The sequence below is a fragment of the Thalassotalea sp. G2M2-11 genome (genome assembly GCF_017168195.1).
Lineage (GTDB): Bacteria > Pseudomonadota > Gammaproteobacteria > Enterobacterales > Alteromonadaceae > Thalassotalea_E.
Genome location: NZ_JADNYL010000004.1, coordinates 1 through 25,117, shown reverse-complemented (window position 1 = coordinate 25,117; position 25,117 = coordinate 1). Strand labels below are relative to the sequence as shown.

Genomic DNA, 25,117 nt, shown 5'->3' with positions numbered 1-25,117 from the left:
TAGAGAGACAAAGCAGTGATGTGAAAAAGGAGCTAATTAGCTCCTTTTTTAATGCTTTTTAATCAGGTATTGATAAGGAATACTGTCCGCTTGTTGTGCGACTAGCTCATGTTCCATAAAACGACAAAAACTAGGAATATCACGCGTGGTCGAGGGATCATCTGCAATTACTAATAGAGTTTCACCACTAGCGATATTACGAATACTCTTTCGTACCATCATAACGGGCTCAGGGCAACGAAGACCAAGTGCATCTAACTGATGATCTGCGTTATTAAAGATATCATGCATTAATTTTACTACTTTGTTAATTGTGTGACATAGCCTGAAAGCGAGTATTGGTATTTTATCATATTCGCATGATCTTCTGCTCGTTGTTTTGAATTAAAACCTGCTGTGAGTACTCGATAGTACTGTTTGCTCTGTTTAGTTATTAATTCAAGCTTGGGGGCTTGTTGTTGAATGCGGGCTAATGTTGTTTGGGCATTGGCTAAACTTTGAAAGGCACCAAGCTGTACATACCATAGTTTATCGGCAAGTACTGTTTGGGTTTCTTTGTTAGCATTTTCAACTTGTTTTACAGATAAGCTGGAATCAAACTTAGGCTGTGGAGTTACTGCTTGTTCAATTGGTCTTTTTGGAGGCGCTGATTTAGCACTGTTAGTGCTAAACATCGGGGAGCTAGAACCAAAACTTATACTCAGGTTGATAAAAAAACTATGATTTGTGCCTAATTGATCGCGATTAAAGTGGCTAAACTGTCCAAAGGATATGACCATATCTTGAGTCAACTGATAATCAATACCAAGCATCACATAAGGCGCCATGGCAGAATCACTGATAAGTTGGTTATTCGCGCTGGAAAAAACAAAACCCAACCCCGTCCCTGCTTTGATATCAAGCTCAGTATTATAGCGTTTAATAAAATTGCCACCGATGGTTAACCGATGAAAATCACCAAAAATATCAGCGTCGTTGTTACTTATTTCAATATCGTTAGAGGAAATAAGTCGGGTATCGATTTCGAAAGTATTACTAAACTGCCATTGATACGCAGCCTGAAACCCAGGGTTAGATTGCTGATCAAGATGATAATTGAAACCAAAACCAACGTGATGGTCTTGAGTCGCATATACGTTTGAGCTGCTTGTGCAGAATATAAGCGCGAGAATGAACTGTTTTTTCATTGATATTCTTAGCTGTTTTTTTTTATTCTAGCAGGTGAACCTTTGCTTTCAAGCTCTAAATCATTGTCAGGGACATTGGGTAAGTAGGAAAGGTAAAAATTGTTACTTATCAATATATCTGTCTAAAATAAAGAATCAGGAGTAAATATACTTGCTTTGTGTTCCTAGGAGCAATAACCTTTTAATCAGTTGTAAATTTTTGGCTGTGTTATGAAACGTTTTCTCGCTATTGTCGCCATCTTCTCCAGTGTCTTGATTAATGCTTATGCCGACGAGAATATTTTATTAAGGAAAGATTTTATAAAGGCTGAGAAGCAGTTGTGGAAAGCAAACTCCTCGACTTATCAAGCTTTATATAATCGTTTGCATTTTTACCCTTTACAACCTTACCTAGATCAAAAACGTTTGATGCACCGCATGCGTTTATCTTCGGCGAAGGAAATTGCACAATTTTTAGAAAAATATCAGGGCACACCGTTAGATTGGCCGTTGCGATCGAAATGGTTAAATTATCTGGTAAAGCGTAATCGTCAGTCGATGTTTTTAGCGTTTTATCAACCAACCTCAGATGTTGAGTTAACTTGTTATCACTTAAGGTATCAATTGAATAAAGGAGTATCTGAGCAACAAGTGCTCTCTAATGTAGCTCGGCTTTGGGTAGTGGGAAAGTCTCAACCTAAAGCCTGTGATCCCCTTTTTGAACGTTGGCAAAAAGCGGGGTTACGCACCGAAAAGCATGTTTGGCAACGATTGACCAAAGCGGCTGATGGTGGCAAACATACCTTGATTCCATATTTGACATCATTATTGCCTGAACAAGAACAATATTTAGGACGTTTGTGGCATAAAGTGAGAAGGGATCCTAGTTATATCACCCGGTTGTCGCGTTTCCCTAAGAAAAACCTGAAAGAGTCGATGATTTATAGTTATGGAATTAAACGACTTATATGGCGTGATCAAAACCGTGCTTTAAAGTCATATCAACAAGCACAGCAAGTATTTCAGTTCAGTGATCAGCAGCAACAGCAAATTGCATTAAAATTTGCCTTGGCTTTAGCGAGTAAAAATCATCAACAAGCACCACAATGGCTGGAGAAAGTTGATGCTAAAAACTTAACGGGCAACATAGTGCAATGGAAAATAGCTGATGTTTTACGTCAACAAAATTGGCAGGAAATAAAGCTCGAACTTGATTCATTACCTGAACATTTGCAACAAAGCCATAAGTGGCAATATTGGTATGCAAGAAGTTTGATCGCGATTGGTGAGCAAAGCGCTGGTAATCAAATAATGGAGTCCTTGGCTGAAAAACGGCATTACTATGGGTTTTTAGCTGCGAGTATTTTAGGAAAACCCATGAACTTGCAAAACAAACCATTACAAGTGACAGAGCAGGAAAGGCTTGCATTATTTAAAGATAGTGCTGGTAAACGCGCCTTTGAATTATTTCATTTAGGGAGATTTTGGTTAGCAAGAAAAGAATGGAACTACTGGCTGAACCAATTAAATGATCGTCAAAAACTTGTTGCGGCAAAATTAGCAAACGAAATTGGTTGGTTTGATCGGGCAATTTTCACCTTAGCGCAAGTGGGGTATTTAGATGATGTTGATTTACGTTTTCCATTAGCATTTAACGAAGAGATAAACTTACAAGCCAATAAGCAAGCAATCAGTCCTGCATGGGCATTTGCCATTACCCGACGGGAAAGCTCATTTATGTCTGATGCTCATTCGGCGGTAGGGGCTAAAGGCTTAATGCAAGTGATGCCAAATACGGCAAAATTTTTAACGCGGCGTAAGAAAATATCGAATAAATACCTGCTTGATAGTGAAAATAATATTAATTTAGGAACGCGGTATTTAAAAAAACTCCTCGATAGACATCAAGGAAACCAAGTGTTAGCTACTGCGGCTTATAATGCTGGGCCATCACGGGTTAAAAAATGGTTAAAATCTGCATCGTCATTACCGGCTGATATCTGGATCGAAACTATTCCATTTAAGGAAACGAGAGAGTATGTGAAAAGCGTATTGGCTTATCAGCAAATTTACCAGGAGAAAGTGGGCAAAAGCTCACAAGTATTTGATAATTTACACTCTAAAATTATTAGCCAGCTGTAACTGTTTGCAGAATTATGCGCAGTGGCGAGGGTATGATAAAATAGCGCAAAAATTTTATGGTGGATTTCAATGAATAAGTTAGCCTCTTTATATCCAGCGCATATTGCTGAATTACAAGTTAGAGTCAAAAATGTATTAGCTCGAGAGAACTTACAAGGATTAGTGATTCATTCAGGTCAAGAGATGAAAATATTTCTTGATGATATGGGATATCCATTTAAGGTAAATCCTCATTTTAAACATTGGTTACCGTTAGTTGATGTACCAAATTCTTGGTTGATTGTTAATGGTGAAGACAAACCGACACTTGTTTATTATCAACCCGTTGACTTTTGGCATAAGGTTATCCAGTTAACAGATAGCTATTGGACAGAGTTTTTTGATATTAAATTGCTGGCAAAAGCGTCAGATGTCGATCAATTATTGCCTTATGACAAAAAAGGCTATGCCTATATTGGAGCACATGTTGAGGTTGCTCAGGCCTTAGGCTTTGCCAATATAAATTCTGAACCCTTACTCAATTATTTACATTTTCATCGTGCTTATAAGACTGAATACGAGCAAGAATGTTTGCGTCGATCAAATGCCAGTGCAGTAGCTGGTCATCAGGCGGCTAAACAAGCGTTTTTTGACGGAGCATCAGAATATGATATTCAACAAGCATATTTAAAAGCAACACAGCATACGGAGAGCGAAACACCTTATGGCAATATTGTTGCGTTAAATAAGAATACGTCAATTTTGCATTACACAGCGTTAGATCGTGAAGCACCAGAGGTTCATCGTTCATTTTTGATTGATGCGGGTGCTAATTATCATGGTTATGCTTCTGATATTACTCGTACTTACGCGTTTAAACGCGATAAGTTTGCCGAGTTAATTGCTCGTATGGACAAATTAATGCTTCAAGCTGTTGATGGCTTAAAGCCAGGTAAGAGTTATGTCGACTTGCATATTGAAACATACAGTGAAATTGCCAAGGTATTGAGTGAATTTCAATTTATTAATGTCAGTCCAGCTGATGCCGTTGAAGCAGGTATTGTCAGTACCTTTTTCCCGCATGGTTTAGGTCACCATTTAGGATTGCAAACGCATGATGTGGGTGGCTTTATGGCTGATGAACGGGGCACGCATGTTGAGACGCCAAAAGAGCATTGCTTTTTAAGAACTTCTCGCGTGATCGAGAGTAACCAAGTATTTACTGTAGAACCTGGATTATACTTTATTGATTCATTGCTAGCTGAGCTAAAACAGTCGTCTCATAGTTCCATGGTTAATTGGGCAAATGTTGATGAAATGCGTCCATTCGGTGGAATTCGTATAGAAGATAATATTATTGTTCACCAATCACATAATGAAAATATGACACGTGATTTGGCGTTAACTTAAGTACTCTTTTGAATTCTTCATACCTAATAGCGACTAACGAAGTGGTTGATGAAACTATCGTTAGTCGTAGTCGCTTTATTTGTTATTTAGCGCCATGTGCATCAAATGAAGCGGCGAAACAGTTTTTAAAAACAATTCAAGAGCAACATCCGCAAGCAAGTCATCATTGCTATGCGTTTGTTAGCTCACATCCTCTTGATAGTCAACGATATGGATTTTCAGATGATGGCGAACCCTCAGGTACGGCTGGGCGTCCAATACTATCGGTATTACAAGGCAGTCAAATTGGTGAGATAGTGGCTGTGGTTGTCCGTTATTTTGGCGGCACTAAGCTAGGTACTGGTGGATTACAACGCGCTTATGGTAATAGTGTAAGGCAAGCGTTAGTTCAAATTGAGACAAAAACCAAAATACCTATGGTACATCGCACCTTGGCGTGTCAGTATAGTCAGGTAAATGATGTACTGCATTTACTTGAAAAACATCATGGTAAAGTGGTTGAACAAGATTTCCATAGTGCGGTGAATTTATCCTTTTTGATCCCTGATAGTCATCTTGAACAATTAAAAAGCCAGTTGAAAACCTTGTCCTCTGGGCAATTAATATTACAATCAACAGAACAAGTTAAAGATAAACAATAATAAACGTAATTAACTGTGCAATATAAAAATATAATTCGTATTTTAGGGCTACTAGTAACCTTGCTAAGTGTGACTATGTTGCCGCCCGCGCTAATTTCTATGATATATCGTGACGGTGGCGGTGTGTCATTTTTAATGGCGTTTGTCTTTTGTTTATTTGCTGGTCTTCTCTCTTGGTACCCGAATCGAGAACAAAAAGGTGAGCTTAGAGCAAGAGAAGGCTTTTTAATCGTGGTGTTGTTTTGGACCGTACTCGCCAGTTTTTCTGCGGTACCTTTGATGTTGCTTGAACAACCTAACTTATCCGTAGCAGATGCTTTTTTTGAGTCTTTTTCAGGCTTAACAACAACCGGTGCAACCATTCTTACTCATATTGATGGTTTGCCTCATGCAGTGCTATGGTATCGACAACAACTGCAATGGTTAGGTGGTATGGGGATCATCGTATTAGCGGTGGCTGTACTTCCCATGTTAGGCATTGGTGGCATGCAGTTATATCGTGCTGAAACACCGGGGCCGGTTAAAGACTCTAAAATGACCCCTAGAATCGCAGATACGGCAAAGCACCTTTGGTATATCTATTTATTTCTCACCGTCACTTGCACTTTGAGTTATTGGGCGGCAGGCATGAACTTATTTGATGCAATTTGCCATGCATTCTCAACTATCGCAATTGGCGGGTTTTCTACCCATGATTTGAGTATGGGCTACTTTGACAGTCCATTGATTAACTTTGTTTGTGTCTTCTTCTTATTAATTGCAGGTGTTAACTTTGCGTTGCATTTTGCGGTTGTTCACAGCAAATCGTTACGAACCTATTTGTATGATCCCGAGTTTAAGGTGTTTATCTCAATTCAATTGGTATTAACGCTTATTTGCTTTGCGGTTCTAATAAGTTTTAATGTTTATGAATCCGGCTTTGATGCCTTTGATCAGGCATTATTTCAATCAGTTTCTATTAGTACCACAGCGGGCTTTGCGACAACTTCTTTTGCAGATTGGCCAACCTTATTACCAATCCTATTAATTTTTTCCAGTTTTATTGGTGGTTGTGCTGGTAGCACAGGCGGTGGTATGAAAGTTGTTCGAGTCGTGTTGTTATATTTACAAGGTATTCGCGAGTTGAATAAGTTGGTTCACCCAAAAGCGCTATTTTCAATCAAATTAGGCACTAAAGCCTTACCAAATAGGGTAGTAGAAGCCATCTGGGGCTTCTTTTCTGCCTATGCCGCGGTTTTTGTTATTTGTATGTTAGCGTTATTGGCTGCTGGGGTGGATGATATTACAGCTTTTACGGCGGTTGCGGCGTGTTTAAATAACTTAGGCCCAGGTTTAGGCGCTGTAGCTGCGAATTTTTCCTCTTTGGGAGATTTTAGTAAATGGGTGCTGGTTATCGCGATGTTATTTGGACGCTTAGAAATATTCACGCTACTGGTATTGTTTACTCCTGCATTTTGGCGCTCATAGTGTAATAGCTTATTTTAAGGCTTATATTGATGAAAGAACTACATAAACAGGCGTTGATTAAAATATTTGCTGAAATGATATCTATTGTCGTAGCCGTTTTGTTTGCTCTCTGGGCTAATAATTGGTGGGCAGAAGTGCAACGTGATCAAGAAGTAGAGGTTTTAACTAAGGCTATTATCGGCGAACTTGAGGAAGATCTTATCAAATTAGAACAAGCGCATTTGCACCATAGTAGCCAGTTATCGGTTATAACTCAGCAGAGGCAGCTCAAAACCAACTTCTCTGAAGCAGATTATCAATCATTAAATGAGCAGTTGTACCGTAAGGGAGTATATCAGCCTGCTGATTTAGACTTTACCTATTGGGAAATATTAATGGACAAAGGGTTGATAGCTGAGCTAAGTAATGAACAGTTGAGACTAATAAAACCTGCTTATAAAGTGATGAAACGTTATCAAACAACGTGGCAGACAATAGCCGCCAATGCCGTAAATATGCCTATTTTTAATGCGTCAGAACAAGATAAACTGGAAACGACTGATAAGTCGATTTCACAAATTTGGTGGGCTGAAAAATTAGCCATTAAGAAAATACAAACAGCGTTAAAAACGCTAAATAACGCTCATTAGAAAAACTGTAACGGGTCAACATAAAAGAGCTTTTCAACATCTGAGATATATTTTTTGTTGACTAAAAATAAGATGACATGGTCTTCTGCTTGGATCACCGTATCTGAGTGAGCAATAATAACTTCTTCTTCACGGACAATTGCCCCAATGGTTGTGCCCGGCGGTAGTTTTAATTGTGCTATTGTTCTGCCTATTACCTTAGATGATTTTTCATTGCCTTTTGCTGCTATTTCTATTGCTTCTGCAGCGCCGCCTCGTAAGCTATAAACGTTATCAATACTGCCTTTTCGTACATGGGTTAATAACGCTGAAATTGTTGCGTGTTGTGGCGATACAGCAATATCTATATTACTACCATGGACTAAATCTATATAGGCGCTACGTTGGATCAACACCATGGCCTTGCGGACACCTAAACGTTTAGCTAGTAATGATGACATAATGTTTGCTTCATCATCATTAGTAACCGCGATAAATACATCAAATTGATCAATATGCTCTTCCATTAATAGCTCTTGATCTGATGAGTCACCGACAAATACTAAAGTATCGTTAAGCTCTGATGCTAAATATGCTGCGCGTTTTGGTGTGTGTTCGATTAATTTTACTTGATGATTTTTTTCCAGCATACGCGCTAACCCGGCGCCTATATTGCCACCACCCGCGATCATAATGCGTTTATAGGCGGGTTCTAATTTTTGCAGCTCATTCATTACTGCGCGAATATGCATGGTTGCCGCGATAAAAAATACTTCATCATCGGCTTCGATAACAGTTGTACCTAGCGGACGAATAGGTTTGCCATTGCGATAAATCGCCGCGACTCGGGTATCAATATTTGGGATATGTTCACGGAGTGTCGAAAGTGCATGACCAACGAGTAGCCCGCCATAATAGGCTTTTACCGCGACTAGGCTCACTTTTCCTTTGGCAAATTCAAGTACTTGTAACGCACCAGGGTAGTCAATTAATCGGGCGATATCACGGGTCACTAATTGTTCAGGGGCGATAACATGATCGACCGGAATATTATTATGTTGAAATAATTGTTCTTGATATTTCAATATTTTAGCAGAACGAATACGGGCAATTTTTGTTGCTGTATTAAATAGCGAAAAACAGATCTGACAGGCAATCATATTGGTTGCATCATCACTGGTAACGGCAATCACTAGCTCAGCATCTTCAGCACCCGCTTTTTTTAATACATCAGGGTGAGAGCCTTGACCAGTCACTACCTGTAAGTCCATTTTATCTTGCAGTTCTCTTAAAATTTCACTATTGGTGTCAATCAAGGTGATGTCATTACGTTCACCCACCAAGTTTTCTGCGAGTGTTCCACCAACTTGTCCTGCGCCTATAATGACTATTTTCATATGAAGATCACCAAAGTATTAATGATTGTTTTTACGTAATTTTGCGTAGTAAAAACCGTCCATTGACTGCATGTCCGGTAATATCTGCCAACCAATGCTTGTGCTAGATTGGCTGATCGGTATTAATTCTGCCGACGGTTCACTATCAATAAAATGCTGAATTTGTTGATAGTTTTCTTCCGGTAAAATGCTACATGTTGCATAAAGCAAAGTACCACCAGGTTTAAGTAAAGACCATACTTTATTTAAAATTTGTTGTTGTAAAACAACTAGCTTTTCAATGTCTTGTGCCGTTCTTAGCCATTTTATATCAGGATGACGACGAATAACGCCAGTGCCTGAGCAGGGCGCGTCGAGTAAAATACGGTCAAATTGTTCGCCATTCCACCAAACTTCTGGCTTTGATGCATCACCAGCAATCGTCTTGGCGGTTAAGTGTAATCGTGCCAGATTGTCTTTCACTCGATCTAGGCGTGTTTCATCGACATCAAGTGCTGTCATTGAGGCTAAGTTAGGTGTTTGTTCGAGTATATGACAAGTTTTCCCCCCAGGAGCGGCGCAACAATCGAGTATATGTTCATTAGGCTGACAATCGAGCAAATGTGCAGCTTGTTGAGCGGCACCATCTTGAACGGATACTTGGCCTAAAGCAAAGCCGGGTAAATCATTAACATCTACTGGCGAGCTCAGTTTAATTGCGCCAGAGTGTGGATCGATATAATCGGTGGTAATATCTGCTTGTTCAAGCAGTTGTTGGTACTTCTCAACACTATGATGCTGGCTGTTTACTCTTAGCCACATAGGTGGCTTAGCCATATTGGCATTGAGAACAGCTTGCCAATTTTGTGGGTATGCGGCTTTTAGTTTTTTGATAAACCAGCTAGGGTGATTAAACTGCACAGGTTCACTTAGTGATTCTTCTGATGTTGGTGTTAGCCGTTGAAAACTACGTAACACACCATTTACTAACGCTTTTAAATGAAATTGTTTCAGTGGTTTGGTTGCTGCAACCGTTTCACTTACTGCAGCATGATCGGGAATACGCGTGTACTTGATTTGATAAATACCCACTAGCACAAGAAAGTGAGCAACCCGCTGTTTACCTTTTAACGGCTTGGCAATGAGCTGGCGGCTGATATGTTCTAGTTCTGGCAGGTAGCGCAACACGCCATAGCAAATCTCTTGCAATAGGCCTTTATCTTTGCCTTCTATTTTACTTTGCAGGGCAGGCAGCTCATCAGCTAAGCTGCGACCCTTATCGACCACAGCAAAACAGCATTTGGCTGCTAACGCTCTAACATTGGCACTCATGAAGCAGCTCGTGATTGACCATTGATAGATTGGCCAACGGCAAACCAGTCAGCACGACTATTTAAAATATCAGCGACAGCCATGGCTTTCTTATTTGGCATTTGTAAGTTTTCTAATCTCAGTGCTTGCTCACCAGTCGCTACGCTAATGCCTGATTTGTCTGCAGAAATAATAGTGCCAGGTGTGGCATCTTCACTATAACTCACAACACTGGCTTGCCAGACTCTGATCCTATGTTCTTTGTCTTTATTATCGATAAAGGTAAATTGTGCTACGGGCCAAGGAATATAAGCGCGCAATTTTTGCTGAAGTAGGCTAGCAGGTAATTGCCAGTCGAGTTCGGCTTCGCTTTTATTTAACTTTGCAGCGTAAGTCGCTTGTTCATCATCTTGGGCCGTTGCTTGATGCTGGTTATCTGCCATTAAGCTAAGGGTATCAAGTAATGCTGTAGGGCCGAGCTCGGCTAATTTTTGATAAATAGTCGCACTGGTATCTTGTTTAGTGATATCACAACGTGCTGTGAGTAACATATCGCCAGTGTCTAACCCTTCATCCATTTGCATAATAGTAACACCGGTTTCTTTATCTCCAGATTCAACTGCACGCTGTATGGGGGCTGCGCCACGCCATTTAGGCAAGATGGAACCATGAACATTAATACAGCCTAAGCGAGGCGCATCTAAAATAACTTTAGGTAACAACAAGCCATAGGCAACCACAACCATGACATCCGCGTTAAGCTTTTGTAATTGTTCTTGATCTTCCTCTTGTTTGAAATTCATCGGTTGAAAAACAGGAATATCGTGTGCCAGAGCTAACTGCTTGGTTTCACATGCTGTAATTTTTTTGCCTCGGCCTGCGGGTTTGTCTGGTGGGCAGTAAACGGCAACTACATTATGTGGTGAATGAATAAGTGCTGCTAAGTGTTGAGCAGCAAAGTCTGGCGTACCAGCAAATATAATATTGAGTGCTTGTGTCATATCGCTTCTTATTGTATTCAAGAATTAAGCATCGGTTTTGGCTAAACGGGCTTCTTTTTCAAGTTTGGTTTGAATGCGTTTACGTTTAAGAGGAGATAAGTAATCCACAAATAATACGCCATTTAAGTGATCTAATTCATGCTGAATACAGATGGCCAGTAATTCTTCACCATCAATTTCATACTCTTTGCCATCTCTATCCAAAGCTTTGACGGTAACTTCTGTATGGCGATCGACTTTTGCATAGCAGCCAGGTACCGATAGACAGCCTTCTTCATTGATCATTGTTTCCTGATTTTTTTTAATGATTTCAGGGTTAATCAATACATAAGCTTGTTCTTTGTTTTCAGAAACATCGATCACTACAATACGTTGATGGATGTTAACTTGTGTTGCTGCTAAACCAACGCCATTTTCGGCATACATAGTTTCGAACATATCATCAACAATTTTTCTGATCTTATCGTCAACCACTTCAACAGGTTTTGCTTTTGTTCTTAATCTTGGGTCTGGGAATCGTAAAACGTCTAATATAGCCATAATTTTTCAAAAGAATTCGCGAAATTTCGCATAGAGTGTTATGTTTCAATTTTAGCCATTAATTAAAATTAATCCTAGTGGTTTAACAAGAATAGGCGGTTAGTATGTTAAAAAAGGTTTTATTAACACTTTTTTCTCTTATTTTACCTATCATAGCAGTTGCTGATCAGTTACGGCTATCACCAAATGCACCTGAGTCTTATGTGGTAAAAAAAGGAGATACTTTATGGGATATCTCAGGACACTTTTTGCAAGAACCATGGTTATGGCCCAAACTGTGGCGAATTAATCCTGATATTGAAAATCCCCATTTAATTTATCCTGGTGACGTATTAAAGCTCGTTTATGATGCTAAAGGCCAACCAATGCTAGTAAAGGGCAAGCCGACACTAAAATGGTCTCCAAAAATCAGAAAACAGCTTAAAGAGCAAAACCCTGTCGAAACGATTTCGTTAGATGTGATCTCGCCATTTTTACGTTATGACACTATTTTAACTCAACAAGAGATTGATAGTGCGCCTTATGTGCTTGGTAGTGATGAAGGGTATAAGTCCAGTATTGATGGCTTTAAGGTTTACGTTAATCAAGACTTAAAGGTGGGTCAAGCCTACGGTATTTATAATAAAGAAGAAGCTATTTATGCTGATGATGGCGAAACGATTATTGGTTATTATGCGCGTTTAATTGGTTCTGGAAAGTCAATTCGAGCTGGCGATATGGAGAACAAGCAGCCAGCAACTTTGTATTTAGAAAGTGCTTTGCGTGAGGTTCATTCAGGCTCAATTGTTAAACCAGTTAATGAAGGGCAAATGATGCCTTCGTTTTTTACAATGCAAGCGGCTGGCGAAAATGTTCGAGGCCACATTATTCGCTCTTCGAATGGTAATCGGGAATTTGGTAAATTAGAAGTTGTATTTATTGACCAAGGCAGTCAGCATGGCTTAAAACAAGGGGATGTTTTATCGGTCAAACGTTTAAGCCCTGGTGTTGTTGAAACAAAAGATGGTCCAATTTATACCAAAGATGCATCTCGTTGGAATCGCTTGGCATCACAATCTGATTCAGATTATGAAATGCCAGAGGAATCGATAGGCAATATCATGGTCTTTAAAGTCTTTGATCAAGTCAGTATGGCGTTGATTTTAAAAACACAAAAGCCACTGCGTTTGCAAGATAGCGTCACAGCGCCATAATATTTAAAATGAGATGATGACACTGTTTTAAGGAGAAAGCAGGTGTTTGACAAGGAAAGTCAAATTCATGATAGAGATGAAAAGTGCCAGCCAATAACACAAACGCATTATTGGTTGGCGCTAAAAATGATCCCCCGCCTTTCTATTCAACGTAAAATTGCTTTAGTCGAGCAATTTTCTATCGAACAATTATTTACAGAATCGATTAGCCAACAACAATTAGGACTAAATGATAAACAGTATCAGGCATTAGTTGCTCCAGATTGGTCAAAGATAGCAGCTATTATTGAGCAAACCGCACTGGCACATGCCACTATGGTCAATTATCAAGATCCTAGCTATCCGCAGTTATTAAAACAAATTTATGATCCGCCTTTAGTGTTATTTGTCAAAGGTAATATTGAGCTATTAAATTGCCAGCAGATTGCTATTGTAGGTAGCCGTAATGCTAGTATTCATGGGAGAGAAACTGCGGTAAGGTTTGCTCAAGAGTTTGCTGCTCAAGGTATTGTGGTCACCAGTGGTTTAGCATTAGGTATTGATGCATATGCCCATAAAGGGGTGGTTGATAAACAAAAAGCGACCATTGCTGTTACAGCAACAGGTATTGATACTATTTATCCGGCGCGAAACAAAGCGTTAGCAAAAAAAATCATTGAGCAAGGAGGTGCTATTGTCAGTGAATTTTTACCTCAAACACCAGCGAGAGCGGGTCATTTTCCGAAGAGAAATCGTATTATTAGTGGCTTGTCACAAGGCGTTGTTATCATTGAAGCAGCGTTGAAAAGCGGCTCTCTAATTACTGCGCGTTGTGCACTTGAACAAAACAGAGAGGTCTTTGCTGTGCCAGGCAATATCCAAAACCCGCAAGTAAAAGGTTGTCATTGGTTAATTAAACAAGGTGCTAAATTAGTTGAAGAAGTGGCCGATATAGTGGATGAAATAAAAGTTACTGCAAAAAATAGTCTACACTTAGGTAGAAATATAAGTGGAAACAAGGAGAAAGAAACACCTGCAGAAAAAACTTGTGATCGGGGCTTGTGTAACGATGCATTGTTAGCTAGTGTGGGGTATGAAATCACTCCCGTGGATACGGTGGTTTCTCGGAGTAAACTACCCATAGATGTAGTGCTAACCCGATTAACAATACTTGAGCTAAGAGGTCTGGTATCTGCGGTACCAGGAGGCTACCTTAAATTGAAATAGGGGCTAATTATGTTTGATATCTTGATGTATTTGTTTGAAAACTACATTCATAGTGAAGCTGAAGTAATGGTAGACCATGACGTCCTTACTGATGAATTGACCCGCGCAGGATTCCACCAGGATGAAATTTTTAAGGCGCTTAATTGGTTAGAAAAATTAGCTGCCTTACAAGATACTGATGCTTATCCGTATTTTTCGCGTGAAGCAACCCGTTCGTTTCGTATCTATACCGATGAAGAAAAGCAACTACTTGACTTAGAGTGTCAGGGCTTTTTGATCTTTTTAGAGCAAATCAACGTGCTGGACTTTACTACGCGTGAGATGGTGATCGATCGGGTAATGGAGTTAGATACTAAGTATTTCACCATAGATGATTTAAAATGGGTGGTATTAATGGTGTTGTTTAACGTGCCGGGCAAAGAAAGCGCTTACTCTCAAATGGAAGATCTTATTTTTGATGAGCATGAAGGGCCGCTACATTAGCTTAACTTGATTGTTAAAAAATTAAGCTATTTCCCCTTATACGAGTTATGGCATAATAGAGATAAGATCTTCAACCTGAACCTATTATGTCTAACTCAGACCAGCCATTATTTAGCCGCCATGAACATGCACTGGAGAAAACCTATGAGGTTTGCCCTGAGTGTGGCAGTGAATTGGTGGTGAAAAATAGTAAAGCAGGGGCTTTTTTTGGCTGTGCCTCTTACCCTGAGTGTAAGTACACTCGTCCGGTGGTTGAACATGAAAAAGTAGAAGATAAAATTCTTGCTGGAACAGAATGCCCTGAATGTGGTCATGAACTCGCGGTAAAGCAAGGACGATACGGCATGTTTATTGGCTGTAGTAACTTTCCTCAATGTCATCATATTGAAGATACACAGCACCATGAGGATGCCGGCGTGGCATGTCCTGAGTGTGCAGCGAAGAAAAGACAAGGTGAGTTAATAGAACGTACTAATCGCTTTGGTAAAACGTTTTATTCGTGTGATCAATATCCTAAATGCAAGTTTGTCGTTAATCATCAACCTGTTGCGGGAAGCTGCCAGCAGTGTGGTTATGGTTTATTGTTAAAAAGACAAATGGCAGCCGGTGAAAAATTACAATGTGCGCAGAAAAAGTGCGGTCATTTTCAAACATAAAAAAAGCGAGATAATCTCGCTTTTTTTATCAGTTATTTAGCTACCTTAGCTAAATACTGCTGAGCAAAGTCAGCTAAGTCAGGGAATGATTCCGTGTTAAGCCGTTTCGCTAATTGTGTTAATCGCTGCGCCAATTCAGCTTCGTCTTGGCCGCAGAGATTGATATGACCCATTTTGCGACCGTCTCGTTTACTTTTATCATACCAATGTAACGCAACACTTGGGATTGAAAAAATCTCATCAGGAATATTATCTTCACCAATGATATTCACCATCGCAGTGGGGCGAACTAACCGAGTACTACCTAAAGGTAATCCACAGATTGCGCGCATATGATTTTCGAACTGGCACGTATCGGCACCTTGTTGTGTCCAATGACCAGAATTATGAACACGCGGAGCGATTTCATTCACTAATAATTGTTCACCTACTTGGAAAAACTCAATGGCAAGTACACCGATATAATCGAGCTTATTAGCCAGTTTTTCAAATACTTCATAGGCTTGGGCTTGTAACTTCTGATCAACCGTTGCTGCAACAGAAACACTCAGTATCCCGTTGGTATGATGATTTTCAGTCAATGGATAAACGGCGATCTCCCCATGAGTATTGCGTGCACCCACAATAGAGACTTCGCGATCAAATGGGACCATTTGCTCGGCAATAATACCTTGATTAGCTGTTGTGGCATTGCTGATAAATGCTGACATTTCTTGCCATATTTGATTAGCTTGCTCGGCAGACTTCAAACGCCACTGGCCTTTGCCATCATAACCTTCTAAGGCACTTTTGAAGATAATTGGTAGTTCAAGCTGTGCTAATGCGCTGTCAAAATCAGCCTTGCTTTCTATAATAGCGTGTTTAGCATTCGCCACCTGGCAACTCTCTAAAAGAGACTTTTCTAAACGACGATCTCCACCAATTTTTATTGACTCACTACTTGGCTTTAGTTTGCCTGAGTTTTGGCATTGATTAAGAATTGGGTGAGCCACATGTTCAAATTCTGCGGTGATCACATCACACTCAGCAATGCCATGTGCTAAATCGCCATAACTATGCTCTGGATCGGTAGGATGAACCACTTTATTTGTTCTAACATCGAAAGCTTTTATATCCATACCTAGTGGAGCACCAGCTAAATCCATCATACGGGCTAATTGACCAGCTCCTAATACCAACACTTTTTTCATGGAAGATAAACGCCTATTCTGCAGGATTGGGATTACTTAAAATATTATCAGTTTGTTCTTGTCTAAACTGTTCAATATTTGCCATTACTGTCTGATCATGGGTAGCAATAATTTGGGCGGCTAGTAAGCCAGCGTTTGCTGCGCCAGCAGTGCCTATTGCTAATGTACCTACAGCAATACCTTTAGGCATTTGAACAATCGATAATAACGAGTCTTGGCCGCTAAGTGCTTTGGATTGAACAGGTACACCTAAAACAGGTAAAGGTGTGTATGCTGCGGTCATGCCAGGTAAGTGAGCAGCACCACCAGCACCAGCAATAATGACATTAATTCCCCGTTCTTTTGCTGTTTCAGCATATTCTGATAATAAATGCGGTGTACGATGAGCAGATACCACTTTTGTTTCATACGGCACATTTAATAAATCAAGCATATCCGCTGCGTGTTTCATTGTTGGCCAATCTGATTTTGACCCCATGATAATACCGACTTTCATGATATCTCACCTTGTAAATTATTGAACGTAAGTTATGTGATTAACGTCACTTAGAAAATAAGGCGCGCATTATACCTTTGTTTAGCTTAATACGGAAATAGCTCAAGGATAAATTGTAGACAAAACAATCAAAACGCTGGGAGTGCTCAACTACTTTTGCTGAAAATATTCTTATTTTGTAGACAATATCTGCATTTTTTATCACAAGAGTGTTTCATATAACTGAAAAAAAAGATTAATTGTCGACATTATTAGACCAAAGGATAATATTTAATCAAAAATAACGGAGTAGAATAACCTTTATAAGCAATGAAAATAAAAGTGATCAAGTCACTACAAGTGAATGAGGAAAGGTTATGCATAATATATATACTCAAGGATTAGATAAGGTTGCTGCTAACAGCCAACCATTATCTCCTATTAATTTTTTAAACCGCACAGCCGATGTTTACCCTGATAAAGTTGCAATCATTCATGGTGAAACACGTATAACGTATCAAGAGTACCGTAAAAATGTTCGTAAGCTGGCATCTGCGCTAGTTCAGCGAGGTATAAAGCCTGGCGATACGGTGAGTATTTTAGCGGCGAACATACCCGCATTTTTAGATGCTCATTATGGTGTTCCTCTCACTGGTGCGGTGCTTAACTCTATTAATATTCGACTTGATGCACAGGCAATTGCTTTTATTTTAGATCATGGTGAATGTGATGTGCTGTTGACAGACACAGCATTTGCGCCTGTTGTGAAAAAGGCGTTAGCTTTATGCTCGCGTACTCCTTTAGTGATTGATATTGATGATGTGCAATGTGAAGGGGCTGAACGAATAGGTAGCCTAGAATACCAAGAGTTATTAGCCGAAGGGGATGAAAACTATCAAGGCAACTTTATTCATGATGAATGGCAAGCCTTAGCGTTAAATTATACTTCAGGTACAACAGGTAACCCGAAAGGAGTGGTTTACTCTCATCGTGGTGCTTACTTAAATGCTGTAGGTAATAATATGATCTGGCCGATGCAGAGTAATGCTGTGTACTTATGGACCTTACCTTTATTTCATTGTAATGGCTGGTGTTTTCCTTGGACGGTTGTTGCTATGGGGGGAACCCATGTTTGTTTACGCCAAGTAGAAGTAAATGCCATTGTTAATAGTTTAATTGATCATCAAGTAACGCATTTTTGTGGTGCGCCTATTGTATTGAATATGATTTTAAACGCTGATGATAAGTTGTTAGATCAAGTACCACGAGGTATTAATATTTTAACCGCCGGTGCGCCACCACCCGCTGCAGTGATCAAAGGGATGGAAAGGCGTGGTTTTGACATTACACAAGGCTATGGTTTAACAGAAGTGTATGGCCCATGTGTGGTGAGCGAATGGAAATCTGAATGGAATGAGCGCGATGACGATGAGCGTGCGGCATTAAAAGCTCGTCAAGGTGTGCGTTATCCAACACAAGAAGAAGTGGATGTACTTGATCCTGATACAATGCAACCTGTGCCAGCTGATGCTGAAACGATTGGTGAAATCATGTTTCGAGGTAACACCACTATGAAAGGTTATTTGAAAAATGATACCGCCACTGTGGAGTCGTTCAAACATGGTTGGTTCCACTCGGGTGATTTAGCGGTTAAGCATCCTGATGGCTTTATTGAAATAAGAGATCGTTCAAAAGACATTATTATCTCAGGAGGTGAAAATATTTCATCTGTTGAAGTCGAAAGTGTTTTATATCAGCACCCTGCAATTATGGAAGCTGCGGTGGTTGCACGTAAAGATGAAAAATGGGGAGAAACCCCTTGTGCCTTTGTTGGCTTAAAGGCAGGGAAGTCTGCCACCGAAGAAGATATTATTAGCTTTTGTCGAGAACATATTGCTAATTTTAAAGCACCAAAATCCATTGTTTTTAGTGAATTACCGAAAACATCAACAGGTAAAATCCAAAAATTTGTGTTAAGAGAAAAGGTAAAGCAATTATTTGAGCAATAGAACTAGCTCAATGGACATTAACTATAGTAGCACACAGATGGTAAGTGACTATTCACTTAGTGCCTGTGTGTTTTTTGTTTTTGCCAACGGAAATTGACTACTAATAACTTAATGCACCTAAACTAAAAAACCGTATAATAACGGCAATTGAGTGGTTAACTGGTGTAAAAATTATGACAACAGCTGTTGATATTTATCAACAAGGGGGGATTATTGCCTATCCAACCGAAGCCGTATTTGGTTTAGGATGTGATCCTGATAATACTGCCGCTATTGAAAAATTATTACAAATCAAACAACGGCCTAAAAGCAAAGGATTGATTTTATTAGCGGCTAACTACTCACAATTATTACCCTATATTGATGACACAAAAATACCTCAAGATAAGCGTTTTTCGGTATTATCTCGTTGGCCTGATGGTATTACTCAAGTGATGCCGAAAAATCGTCAATTATCAACATGGTTGTGTGGCGACTTTGATTCCATTGCCGTAAGGGTGACGAGTCAACCTGATGTAGTGGCTTTGTGTAATCAAACCAATAAGCCAATTGTTTCAACAAGTGCTAATTTGTCTGGTGAGTCACCAGCAAAAACTTGGCAAGACATTTCACCAGAATTAGCGAATAAAATAGACTTTATTATAAAAGGGGATACGCTTGGCTATCACCAGCCATCTACAATTATTGATGCATTAACAGGAGAAACATTCCGCTCATGAGTCAAGTCAACATCCAGCCCGTTATTGATTATTTAAAAACCTTACAAGACAAAATTTGCCAAGCATTGGAACAAGCTGATGGTGCAGGGCAGTTTATTGAAGATAACTGGCAGCGGGCTGAGGGCGGTGGAGGTCGTACCCGTGTGATGACTGATGGTGCAGTCATAGAGCAAGGTGGCGTTAATTTTTCTGTTGTTTCAGGCAAAAAGTTACCGCCGTCGGCAACGGCTCATCGTCCTGAATTAGCGGGTCGAAGTTGGCAGGCGTGTGGTGTTTCGTTAGTTATTCATCCTAAGAATCCATTTATTCCTACATCTCATGCGAATGTACGTTTTTTTATTGCAGAAAAAGCAGGAGAACCCCCTGTTTGGTGGTTTGGTGGAGGTTTTGATTTAACACCGTTTTATCCGTTTCAAGAAGATGTGATTCATTGGCATCAAACGGCAAAAGATTTATGTCAGCCATTTGGTTCTTCGGTATATAGTGAACATAAACAGTGGTGTGATGAATATTTTTACTTAAAACATAGAGATGAAACCCGTGGTGTTGGCGGGTTATTTTTTGATGATCTCAACTGCTGGGACTTTGAACAATGCTTTAATTATATTAAAGCTGTTGGGCAAGGCTATATTGATGCTTATGTACCCATTTTAAATAAGCGTAAAAATACACCATATAATGATCAGCATCGTCAATTTCAACTTTACCGACGAGGCCGATATGTTGAGTTTAATTTAGTCTTTGATCGCGGTACATTATTTGGCTTGCAATCAGGAGGCCGTACCGAGTCGATATTAATGTCTATGCCGCCACTTGCTCGTTGGGAATATAATTATCAACCTGAAGAGGGCAGTGAAGAAGCTCGTTTAAAAGATTATTTACAGGCTAAAGATTGGTTAGTTTGATCGTCAGCGTTGTCGGCAAGACAAACTTTATTGCGGGTGGCTTTGGCCTTATATAGTGCCTTATCGGTGCGAGCATACCAATCTTTCGGGTTTTCTTGTTTATTGGTATATTCTGATACTCCGCAGGAAATAGTGATGGGATGATCAGTGATAAAACAATATGCATGTACTTCTGCTCTTATTGATTCGGCTAATATATTGGCCTCTGCTGAATTACTATGGAAAGGCAAAATAACAAATTCTTCACCACCTACTCTAAAGAGGTAGTCGTTTTTTCTAAGCCTTTGTTTGATAACATGACATAACTGCTTCAGTACCTCGTCACCTTGTTGATGGCCATATTGGTCGTTAATATTCTTAAAAAAATCAATATCTAATAAAATCATACTGGTAGGTTCAGGGTGGCGATGATAATTATCCAGTTTTGTTTGTAATATTTCTTGAAATGCACGGCGATTATAAGTTTGCGTCAGTGGGTCGGTTTTGGTCATGCGAGTTAAGGCTTGATGCTGTTTACTGGTTTCAAAGCTAAAGGCAAAAGCACAGCCAGCAGTGACTATTTGAGTGATCAGAAATGATATTGATGCAAGCGTCGATACTAATGGATAAGTCAAAATAGTATAGCCAGTTAATGCTAAAAAGCAGACTATCAGCGCAATTCTTACACGTAATAGATAAAATATAATCGCAATGACAGGGTAGCTCCAATAAATCTGTATCGCCCCTTTTAGGTAAATAGTCGCAAAAGATCCTACGATGGCTAATAAGCAAAAAAGCTGCTTTAACAACTCAATACGTTTATTGTGATAGGCGTTATAGCCAATAGTGAGCATTAAGATAAATATACAAATATCTAAGGCTGCGATTATCCAGTCAGCTTGTGTTATTCGATAAATACCTAAAGGTAAAATGGTAATAGCTGCCAGAGCAGGCACAATACAGAGAATTTTTTGGTGTAGTGTACTTCTAGTTAACATTGTAATAGTATCTGTCCGTATTGTGAGAGTAGAATAATGACATGGATTAACTTCTGTGTTCTCTGGAAGTAATTTATCTACTATTATTTTTGAGCTTAGTTAGGATTGATGATTTGTCAATAAATCAACAACAGACCCACTTAGGTCGAATTACTCCGGCAATTCGCCATAGTCTTGCCGGGTTGGTCGCTGCCTACAAAAATGAAATTGCTTTTCGACAAGAAGTTTTTTTAACCATCATACTATTACCAACCGCGTTTTTTATTGCAAATGACTTTGTTGAGTTTTGCCTGCTAGCCTCAGGTATTTTTGCCGTACTTATCACTGAGTTACTTAATTCAGGTATCGAAGCTGCGATAGATAGAATTAGTTTTGATTATCATGAATTAAGTGGTCGAGCAAAAGATCTAGGCTCTGCCGCAGTGTTTGTGGCTATTTGCTATTTTCTACTGGTGTGGGGCTATAAAACATATACGCTTTTATAGCCTTAACTAAATTGCTTTTCTTTTTCCTTCACAAACAATAAAAGTTGATATATATCACATAGATATATGAATAAAATACCGCAACATAGAGTTTTTATTAATAAAAAATGATATTGCTCACAGAGTTTGTGCCAGATCAATATTTTCTATTAGGTAGGCGTTAAAATGCGCAACAATTAATAACCTTACAAAAAATATGGAAATAGATTATGAAAAAGCACTTACTTACTTTCGCAATATTATCCTCTTTATCATTAGCGGCAGCGGCTAATCAATATCAAGCTGGCGACATGGTAGTTCGTGGAGGAGTAATCAACGTCAAGCCAAGCAGTGATAAAGCGGGGGTGTACGTTGAAGCATTGGGCGGAGAGACACCATTAACGGTGTCTGTTAATGATAACAGTCAACCAGGTCTAAATTTTATTTACTTTTATGATAATAACTGGGCGGTTGAAGTGGTAGCTGCAACACCTTTTACTCATGATGTTAAGATTCATGATATGCAAGGTATTTCTGAAGGAATATTTGGTGTTGATGTTGATGGTGTCACATTAGCAGAAGTGACGCATTTGCCGCCAACGGTCAGTGCATTATATTACTTTGATACTGAATCGGCGGTACAACCTTACGTTGGGGTTGGTGTTAACTACACTGTTTTCTTTGATGAAAAGTTTAAATCGGCACCTAAATCACTCGGGTTTAATCATATTAATTTAGACAGCTCAATAGGCTTATCTGCTCAATTTGGTGTTGATTTCCAACTGGATGATAACTGGCATATTAATGCGTCTGTACGATATATCGATATTGATACCGAAGCGAACTTTAAGATTGGTGATGTGATAAAAGCTTCTTCCGACATATCTGTTGACCCTATGGCATATTCGGTGATGTTAGGTTATAAATTTTAGTTGAAAAACAACTAAGACATAATAAAAAGCTGTGTTAAACCATGGTAAAGCACAGCTTTTTTAGTTTTTATCTTTGCCAGATTGCGATATTCTCAAGCTTTCTAATTTTAATGACAGTAAGTATATGGATCAGTATCGCGTTTATGGTAATCCGATCAAACAATCGCGTTCACCTTTCATTCATCAACGGTTTGCCGAGCAAACCAACCAACAACTAAATTATCAAAGTGAATTAGTCGCACTAGATAAATTTGTTGATACGGTGCAAGCTTTTGCTGAGTCGGGTGGTAAAGGTGCCAATGTTACCGCTCCTTTTAAAGAGCAGGCGATGGCATTATGTGATCAATTAAGTGAAAGGGCACAACTTGCTGGCTCAGTAAATACTCTCTCTTTTGTGAAGGGAAAAATTCTTGGTGATACTACAGATGGTGATGGTTTAGTTAATGACTTAATCGCGAACAATGTAAAACTTGCACAGCAAAATGTTTTGTTGCTTGGTGCGGGTGGGGCTGCTAAAGGCGTTGTACCTTCCTTATTAGAGCAAGACCCTAAACAATTAGTTATTGCAAACCGAACATTAGCTAATGCACAAACAATAGTTGCCCAGTATCCAGATAAGCCACTATCAGCTTGTTCATTTGAGCAATTGAGCGATGCAAAATTTGATGTGATCATCAATGCGACTTCGGCAGGCTTAAATGGAAAATCTTTGGCAATCCCTGAACAATTGCTAGATAAACATGTGAGTTGTTACGATATGTCTTATGGCCCATCACTCACACCTTTTTTACAATTAGCTCATGATCGGCAAGTGAAGAAGGCAATTGATGGATTGGGCATGCTAGTGGGGCAGGCGGCGGTTAGTTTTGAAATCTGGCGTCAAGTTAAACCTCAGCCTGAGCAAGTGTTGTGTCAATTAAGAAAGGAGATGCAGTGATGAATCAAGCTATTTTGTTTAATGATGACTTGAATTTTAATCATGTCCATCAGGCATGGAGTATGACAGGAGTGATTTCAGGTCAAATCATTACTATTTATTTTCACTCGTTGGGCTTGGCGCGCACAACAGAAATAGATAGCTGCACTAAATACGATTTAGAAGAAATCGCCGAACTCTGGTTCGAAAAAAATGAACCAGAGGGAGGGGAAGTTCACATTAATATATAACGATACTTCATTCTTCTGCTAAATAATCATTTTTTAATGTGACGTAATTAAGCGCAGACTCTTTTAAAAAAGCAATTTCACCTTCTTTTAGCGGCCGCGCTTCTTTCATTGGGTTACCTACATAAAGGAAGCCACTCTTTAATGTCTTATTCGGAGGCACCACGGTTCCTGCACCGATAAAAACATCGTCTTCAACAACAGCACCGTCTAAAACAATAGCTCCCATTCCAACAAGTACTCTATTACCAATAGTACAGCCATGTAGCATACATTGATGACCTATGGTTACATCATCGCCTATGATAAGTGGAAAACCATTGGGATGTGCATTAGAAAATCGGGTTAAATGCAATATACTTCCGTCTTGAATATTGGTTCGGTCACCGATCGTCATCTTGTTCACATCACCACGTGCTGCAACTAATGGCCAGATACTTGAGTCATTCCCTATGCTAATATCACCAACCAAAACAGCACTGTCGTCAATATAAGTATTATTACCTATTTTTGGGGTAACCCCCTTATACGAACGCAAGTTATGTTGCTTCATTGTGAACCTCTTATTTGAATTTTTTGAGTGAATGATAAAAAGACTAAGCTTTAATTATCATAAATGCGAATTTTTACACAGAATATTAACCATTACATAATAAAATATCATTGACAGATAAGTGCCGATAAATTCATCTTATTTTGTGTGATAAATGTCAATAAAGACAAGGCTTGTATAAAAATAAAACAAACAATCAAATAATTTAAAATAATTGAAATTAGTGGTTGACGTGGGCGTAAAAATCCCTAAAATGCGCATCCACTTCTCAGGGACATCCCAGAGAAGCGTTTTGATAAGTTTAGTTGGTGGTTTTACTGGTTAAACAGCTCAGATAAGTTAAGAAAACTTTTTAAATAAATTTTCAAAAACTTGTTGACATCAAAACTGAGACGCGTAGAATGCGCATCTCGTTTCAGGCAAGGGCTAGAACCTCACTGAAGCAAGGAAGTTAAACGAATGCGATTTAGCTTTCGACATCGAATCCGATGTCACTCTTTAACAATTAGTTATCATGCAATTTGTGTGGACACTCACATGATGTTAATTC

At 39.3% G+C, this 25,117-nt stretch carries 26 protein-coding genes; 16 read left to right on the top strand and 10 right to left on the bottom strand.

Annotation, left to right across the window (positions count from 1 at the left end; genetic code table 11):
• Positions 1-48 precede the first annotated feature (48 nt).
• Together tusA and IV514_RS14045 are read right to left on the bottom strand one after the other, a co-directional pair.
• A complete protein-coding gene (gene tusA / locus IV514_RS14050; RefSeq protein WP_206485918.1) occupies positions 49-291 on the bottom strand; it encodes a sulfurtransferase TusA in 243 nt (80 codons plus the stop codon).
• Positions 292-299: 8 nt separating this feature from the next.
• On the bottom strand, positions 300-1,187 hold the full coding sequence (locus IV514_RS14045; RefSeq protein ID WP_206485917.1) for an SPOR domain-containing protein: 888 nt from the start codon (positions 1,185-1,187) through the stop codon (positions 300-302).
• Positions 1,188-1,397: 210 nt separating this feature from the next.
• Here IV514_RS14045 and IV514_RS14040 point away from each other — a divergent pair, with 210 nt between their 5' ends.
• From IV514_RS14040 to IV514_RS14020, 5 genes are all read left to right on the top strand, one after another.
• A complete protein-coding gene (locus IV514_RS14040; protein ID WP_206485916.1) occupies positions 1,398-3,308 on the top strand; it encodes a transglycosylase SLT domain-containing protein in 1,911 nt (636 codons plus the stop codon).
• Between the two features lie 69 nt (positions 3,309-3,377).
• Positions 3,378-4,697: a Xaa-Pro dipeptidase gene (gene pepQ, locus IV514_RS14035; RefSeq protein WP_206485915.1), complete on the top strand. Its 1,320-nt coding sequence runs from the start codon at positions 3,378-3,380 to the stop codon at positions 4,695-4,697.
• 8 nt (positions 4,698-4,705) lie between these two features.
• On the top strand, positions 4,706-5,338 hold the full coding sequence (locus IV514_RS14030) for a YigZ family protein (protein ID WP_206485914.1): 633 nt from the start codon (positions 4,706-4,708) through the stop codon (positions 5,336-5,338).
• 15 nt (positions 5,339-5,353) lie between these two features.
• Positions 5,354-6,805 carry a TrkH family potassium uptake protein gene (locus IV514_RS14025; protein ID WP_206485913.1) on the top strand — a complete coding sequence of 484 codons (1,452 nt, stop codon included), beginning with the start codon at positions 5,354-5,356 and terminating at the stop codon, positions 6,803-6,805.
• Positions 6,806-6,834: 29 nt separating this feature from the next.
• On the top strand, positions 6,835-7,434 hold the full coding sequence (locus tag IV514_RS14020; protein WP_206485912.1) for a hypothetical protein: 600 nt from the start codon (positions 6,835-6,837) through the stop codon (positions 7,432-7,434).
• Here IV514_RS14020 and trkA read toward each other — a convergent pair.
• From trkA to def, 4 genes are read right to left on the bottom strand one after another with little or no spacing between them, the layout of a single operon-like run.
• Positions 7,431-8,810, bottom strand: coding sequence for a Trk system potassium transporter TrkA (gene trkA, locus IV514_RS14015; RefSeq protein WP_206485911.1), 1,380 nt, complete (start codon positions 8,808-8,810; stop codon positions 7,431-7,433). The genes IV514_RS14020 and trkA overlap by 4 nt on opposite strands.
• Positions 8,811-8,828: 18 nt before the next feature.
• Positions 8,829-10,121, bottom strand: coding sequence for a 16S rRNA (cytosine(967)-C(5))-methyltransferase RsmB (gene rsmB, locus IV514_RS14010; RefSeq protein ID WP_206485910.1), 1,293 nt, complete (start codon positions 10,119-10,121; stop codon positions 8,829-8,831).
• On the bottom strand, positions 10,118-11,101 hold the full coding sequence (fmt, locus tag IV514_RS14005; protein WP_206485909.1) for a methionyl-tRNA formyltransferase: 984 nt from the start codon (positions 11,099-11,101) through the stop codon (positions 10,118-10,120). The genes rsmB and fmt overlap by 4 nt, the downstream gene beginning before the upstream one ends.
• Positions 11,102-11,125: 24 nt before the next feature.
• Positions 11,126-11,641: a peptide deformylase gene (def, locus tag IV514_RS14000; protein WP_206485908.1), complete on the bottom strand. Its 516-nt coding sequence runs from the start codon at positions 11,639-11,641 to the stop codon at positions 11,126-11,128.
• Between the two features lie 104 nt (positions 11,642-11,745).
• Here def and IV514_RS13995 point away from each other — a divergent pair, with 104 nt between their 5' ends.
• The 4 genes from IV514_RS13995 to IV514_RS13980 all read left to right on the top strand — a co-directional run bounded on the left by IV514_RS13995 (position 11,746) and on the right by IV514_RS13980 (position 15,179).
• Positions 11,746-12,834 (top strand): LysM peptidoglycan-binding domain-containing protein, encoded by a 1,089-nt coding sequence (locus IV514_RS13995; RefSeq protein ID WP_206485907.1) that lies wholly within the window; start codon positions 11,746-11,748, stop codon positions 12,832-12,834.
• Between the two features lie 42 nt (positions 12,835-12,876).
• A complete protein-coding gene (dprA, locus tag IV514_RS13990) occupies positions 12,877-14,040 on the top strand; it encodes a DNA-processing protein DprA (protein WP_346776933.1) in 1,164 nt (387 codons plus the stop codon).
• Between the two features lie 9 nt (positions 14,041-14,049).
• Positions 14,050-14,523: a DUF494 family protein gene (locus IV514_RS13985; RefSeq protein ID WP_206485906.1), complete on the top strand. Its 474-nt coding sequence runs from the start codon at positions 14,050-14,052 to the stop codon at positions 14,521-14,523.
• Positions 14,524-14,609: 86 nt separating this feature from the next.
• Positions 14,610-15,179: a topoisomerase DNA-binding C4 zinc finger domain-containing protein gene (locus IV514_RS13980; RefSeq protein ID WP_206485905.1), complete on the top strand. Its 570-nt coding sequence runs from the start codon at positions 14,610-14,612 to the stop codon at positions 15,177-15,179.
• Between the two features lie 32 nt (positions 15,180-15,211).
• Here the strand turns inward: IV514_RS13980 and IV514_RS13975 are convergent, their stop codons facing one another.
• Positions 15,212-16,369 (bottom strand): 5-(carboxyamino)imidazole ribonucleotide synthase, encoded by a 1,158-nt coding sequence (locus IV514_RS13975; protein WP_206485904.1) that lies wholly within the window; start codon positions 16,367-16,369, stop codon positions 15,212-15,214.
• A 13-nt stretch (positions 16,370-16,382) separates the two neighbouring features.
• Complete coding sequence (gene purE / locus IV514_RS13970; RefSeq protein ID WP_206485903.1) at positions 16,383-16,865, bottom strand: 5-(carboxyamino)imidazole ribonucleotide mutase; 483 nt, start codon at positions 16,863-16,865, stop codon at positions 16,383-16,385.
• 356 nt (positions 16,866-17,221) lie between these two features.
• Here purE and IV514_RS13965 point away from each other — a divergent pair, with 356 nt between their 5' ends.
• From IV514_RS13965 to hemF, 3 genes are all read left to right on the top strand, one after another.
• Positions 17,222-18,853, top strand: a complete 1,632-nt coding sequence (locus IV514_RS13965) for an acyl-CoA synthetase (protein ID WP_206485902.1) — start codon at positions 17,222-17,224, stop codon at positions 18,851-18,853.
• A gap of 173 nt (positions 18,854-19,026) precedes the next feature.
• A complete protein-coding gene (locus IV514_RS13960; protein WP_206485901.1) occupies positions 19,027-19,572 on the top strand; it encodes an L-threonylcarbamoyladenylate synthase in 546 nt (181 codons plus the stop codon).
• A complete protein-coding gene (gene hemF, locus IV514_RS13955; protein ID WP_206485900.1) occupies positions 19,569-20,477 on the top strand; it encodes an oxygen-dependent coproporphyrinogen oxidase in 909 nt (302 codons plus the stop codon). Before IV514_RS13960 ends, hemF begins: the two co-directional genes overlap by 4 nt.
• On the opposite strand, the gene IV514_RS13950 is transcribed toward hemF, so the two are convergent.
• Positions 20,447-21,454 carry a GGDEF domain-containing protein gene (locus tag IV514_RS13950; RefSeq protein ID WP_206485899.1) on the bottom strand — a complete coding sequence of 336 codons (1,008 nt, stop codon included), beginning with the start codon at positions 21,452-21,454 and terminating at the stop codon, positions 20,447-20,449. The two genes, hemF and IV514_RS13950, sit on opposite strands and share 31 nt — an antisense overlap.
• A 113-nt stretch (positions 21,455-21,567) precedes the next feature.
• Between IV514_RS13950 and IV514_RS13945 the strand changes: the two genes are divergently transcribed.
• The 4 genes from IV514_RS13945 (at position 21,568) to IV514_RS13930 (ending at position 24,017) form a co-directional block, all read left to right on the top strand.
• Complete coding sequence (locus IV514_RS13945; RefSeq protein ID WP_241242388.1) at positions 21,568-21,939, top strand: diacylglycerol kinase; 372 nt, start codon at positions 21,568-21,570, stop codon at positions 21,937-21,939.
• A gap of 209 nt (positions 21,940-22,148) precedes the next feature.
• Entirely contained in the window at positions 22,149-22,850 is a 702-nt protein-coding gene (locus IV514_RS13940; RefSeq protein WP_206485898.1) for an OmpW family outer membrane protein, read from the top strand.
• A 124-nt stretch (positions 22,851-22,974) separates the two neighbouring features.
• Positions 22,975-23,787: a shikimate dehydrogenase gene (gene aroE, locus IV514_RS13935; protein WP_206485897.1), complete on the top strand. Its 813-nt coding sequence runs from the start codon at positions 22,975-22,977 to the stop codon at positions 23,785-23,787.
• Positions 23,787-24,017, top strand: a complete 231-nt coding sequence (locus IV514_RS13930; RefSeq protein WP_206485896.1) for a hypothetical protein — start codon at positions 23,787-23,789, stop codon at positions 24,015-24,017. Before aroE ends, IV514_RS13930 begins: the two co-directional genes overlap by 1 nt.
• 7 nt (positions 24,018-24,024) lie before the next feature.
• Here IV514_RS13930 and IV514_RS13925 read toward each other — a convergent pair whose 3' ends face one another.
• Positions 24,025-24,567: a gamma carbonic anhydrase family protein gene (locus IV514_RS13925; RefSeq protein ID WP_206485895.1), complete on the bottom strand. Its 543-nt coding sequence runs from the start codon at positions 24,565-24,567 to the stop codon at positions 24,025-24,027.
• Positions 24,568-25,117: the final 550 nt, after the last annotated feature.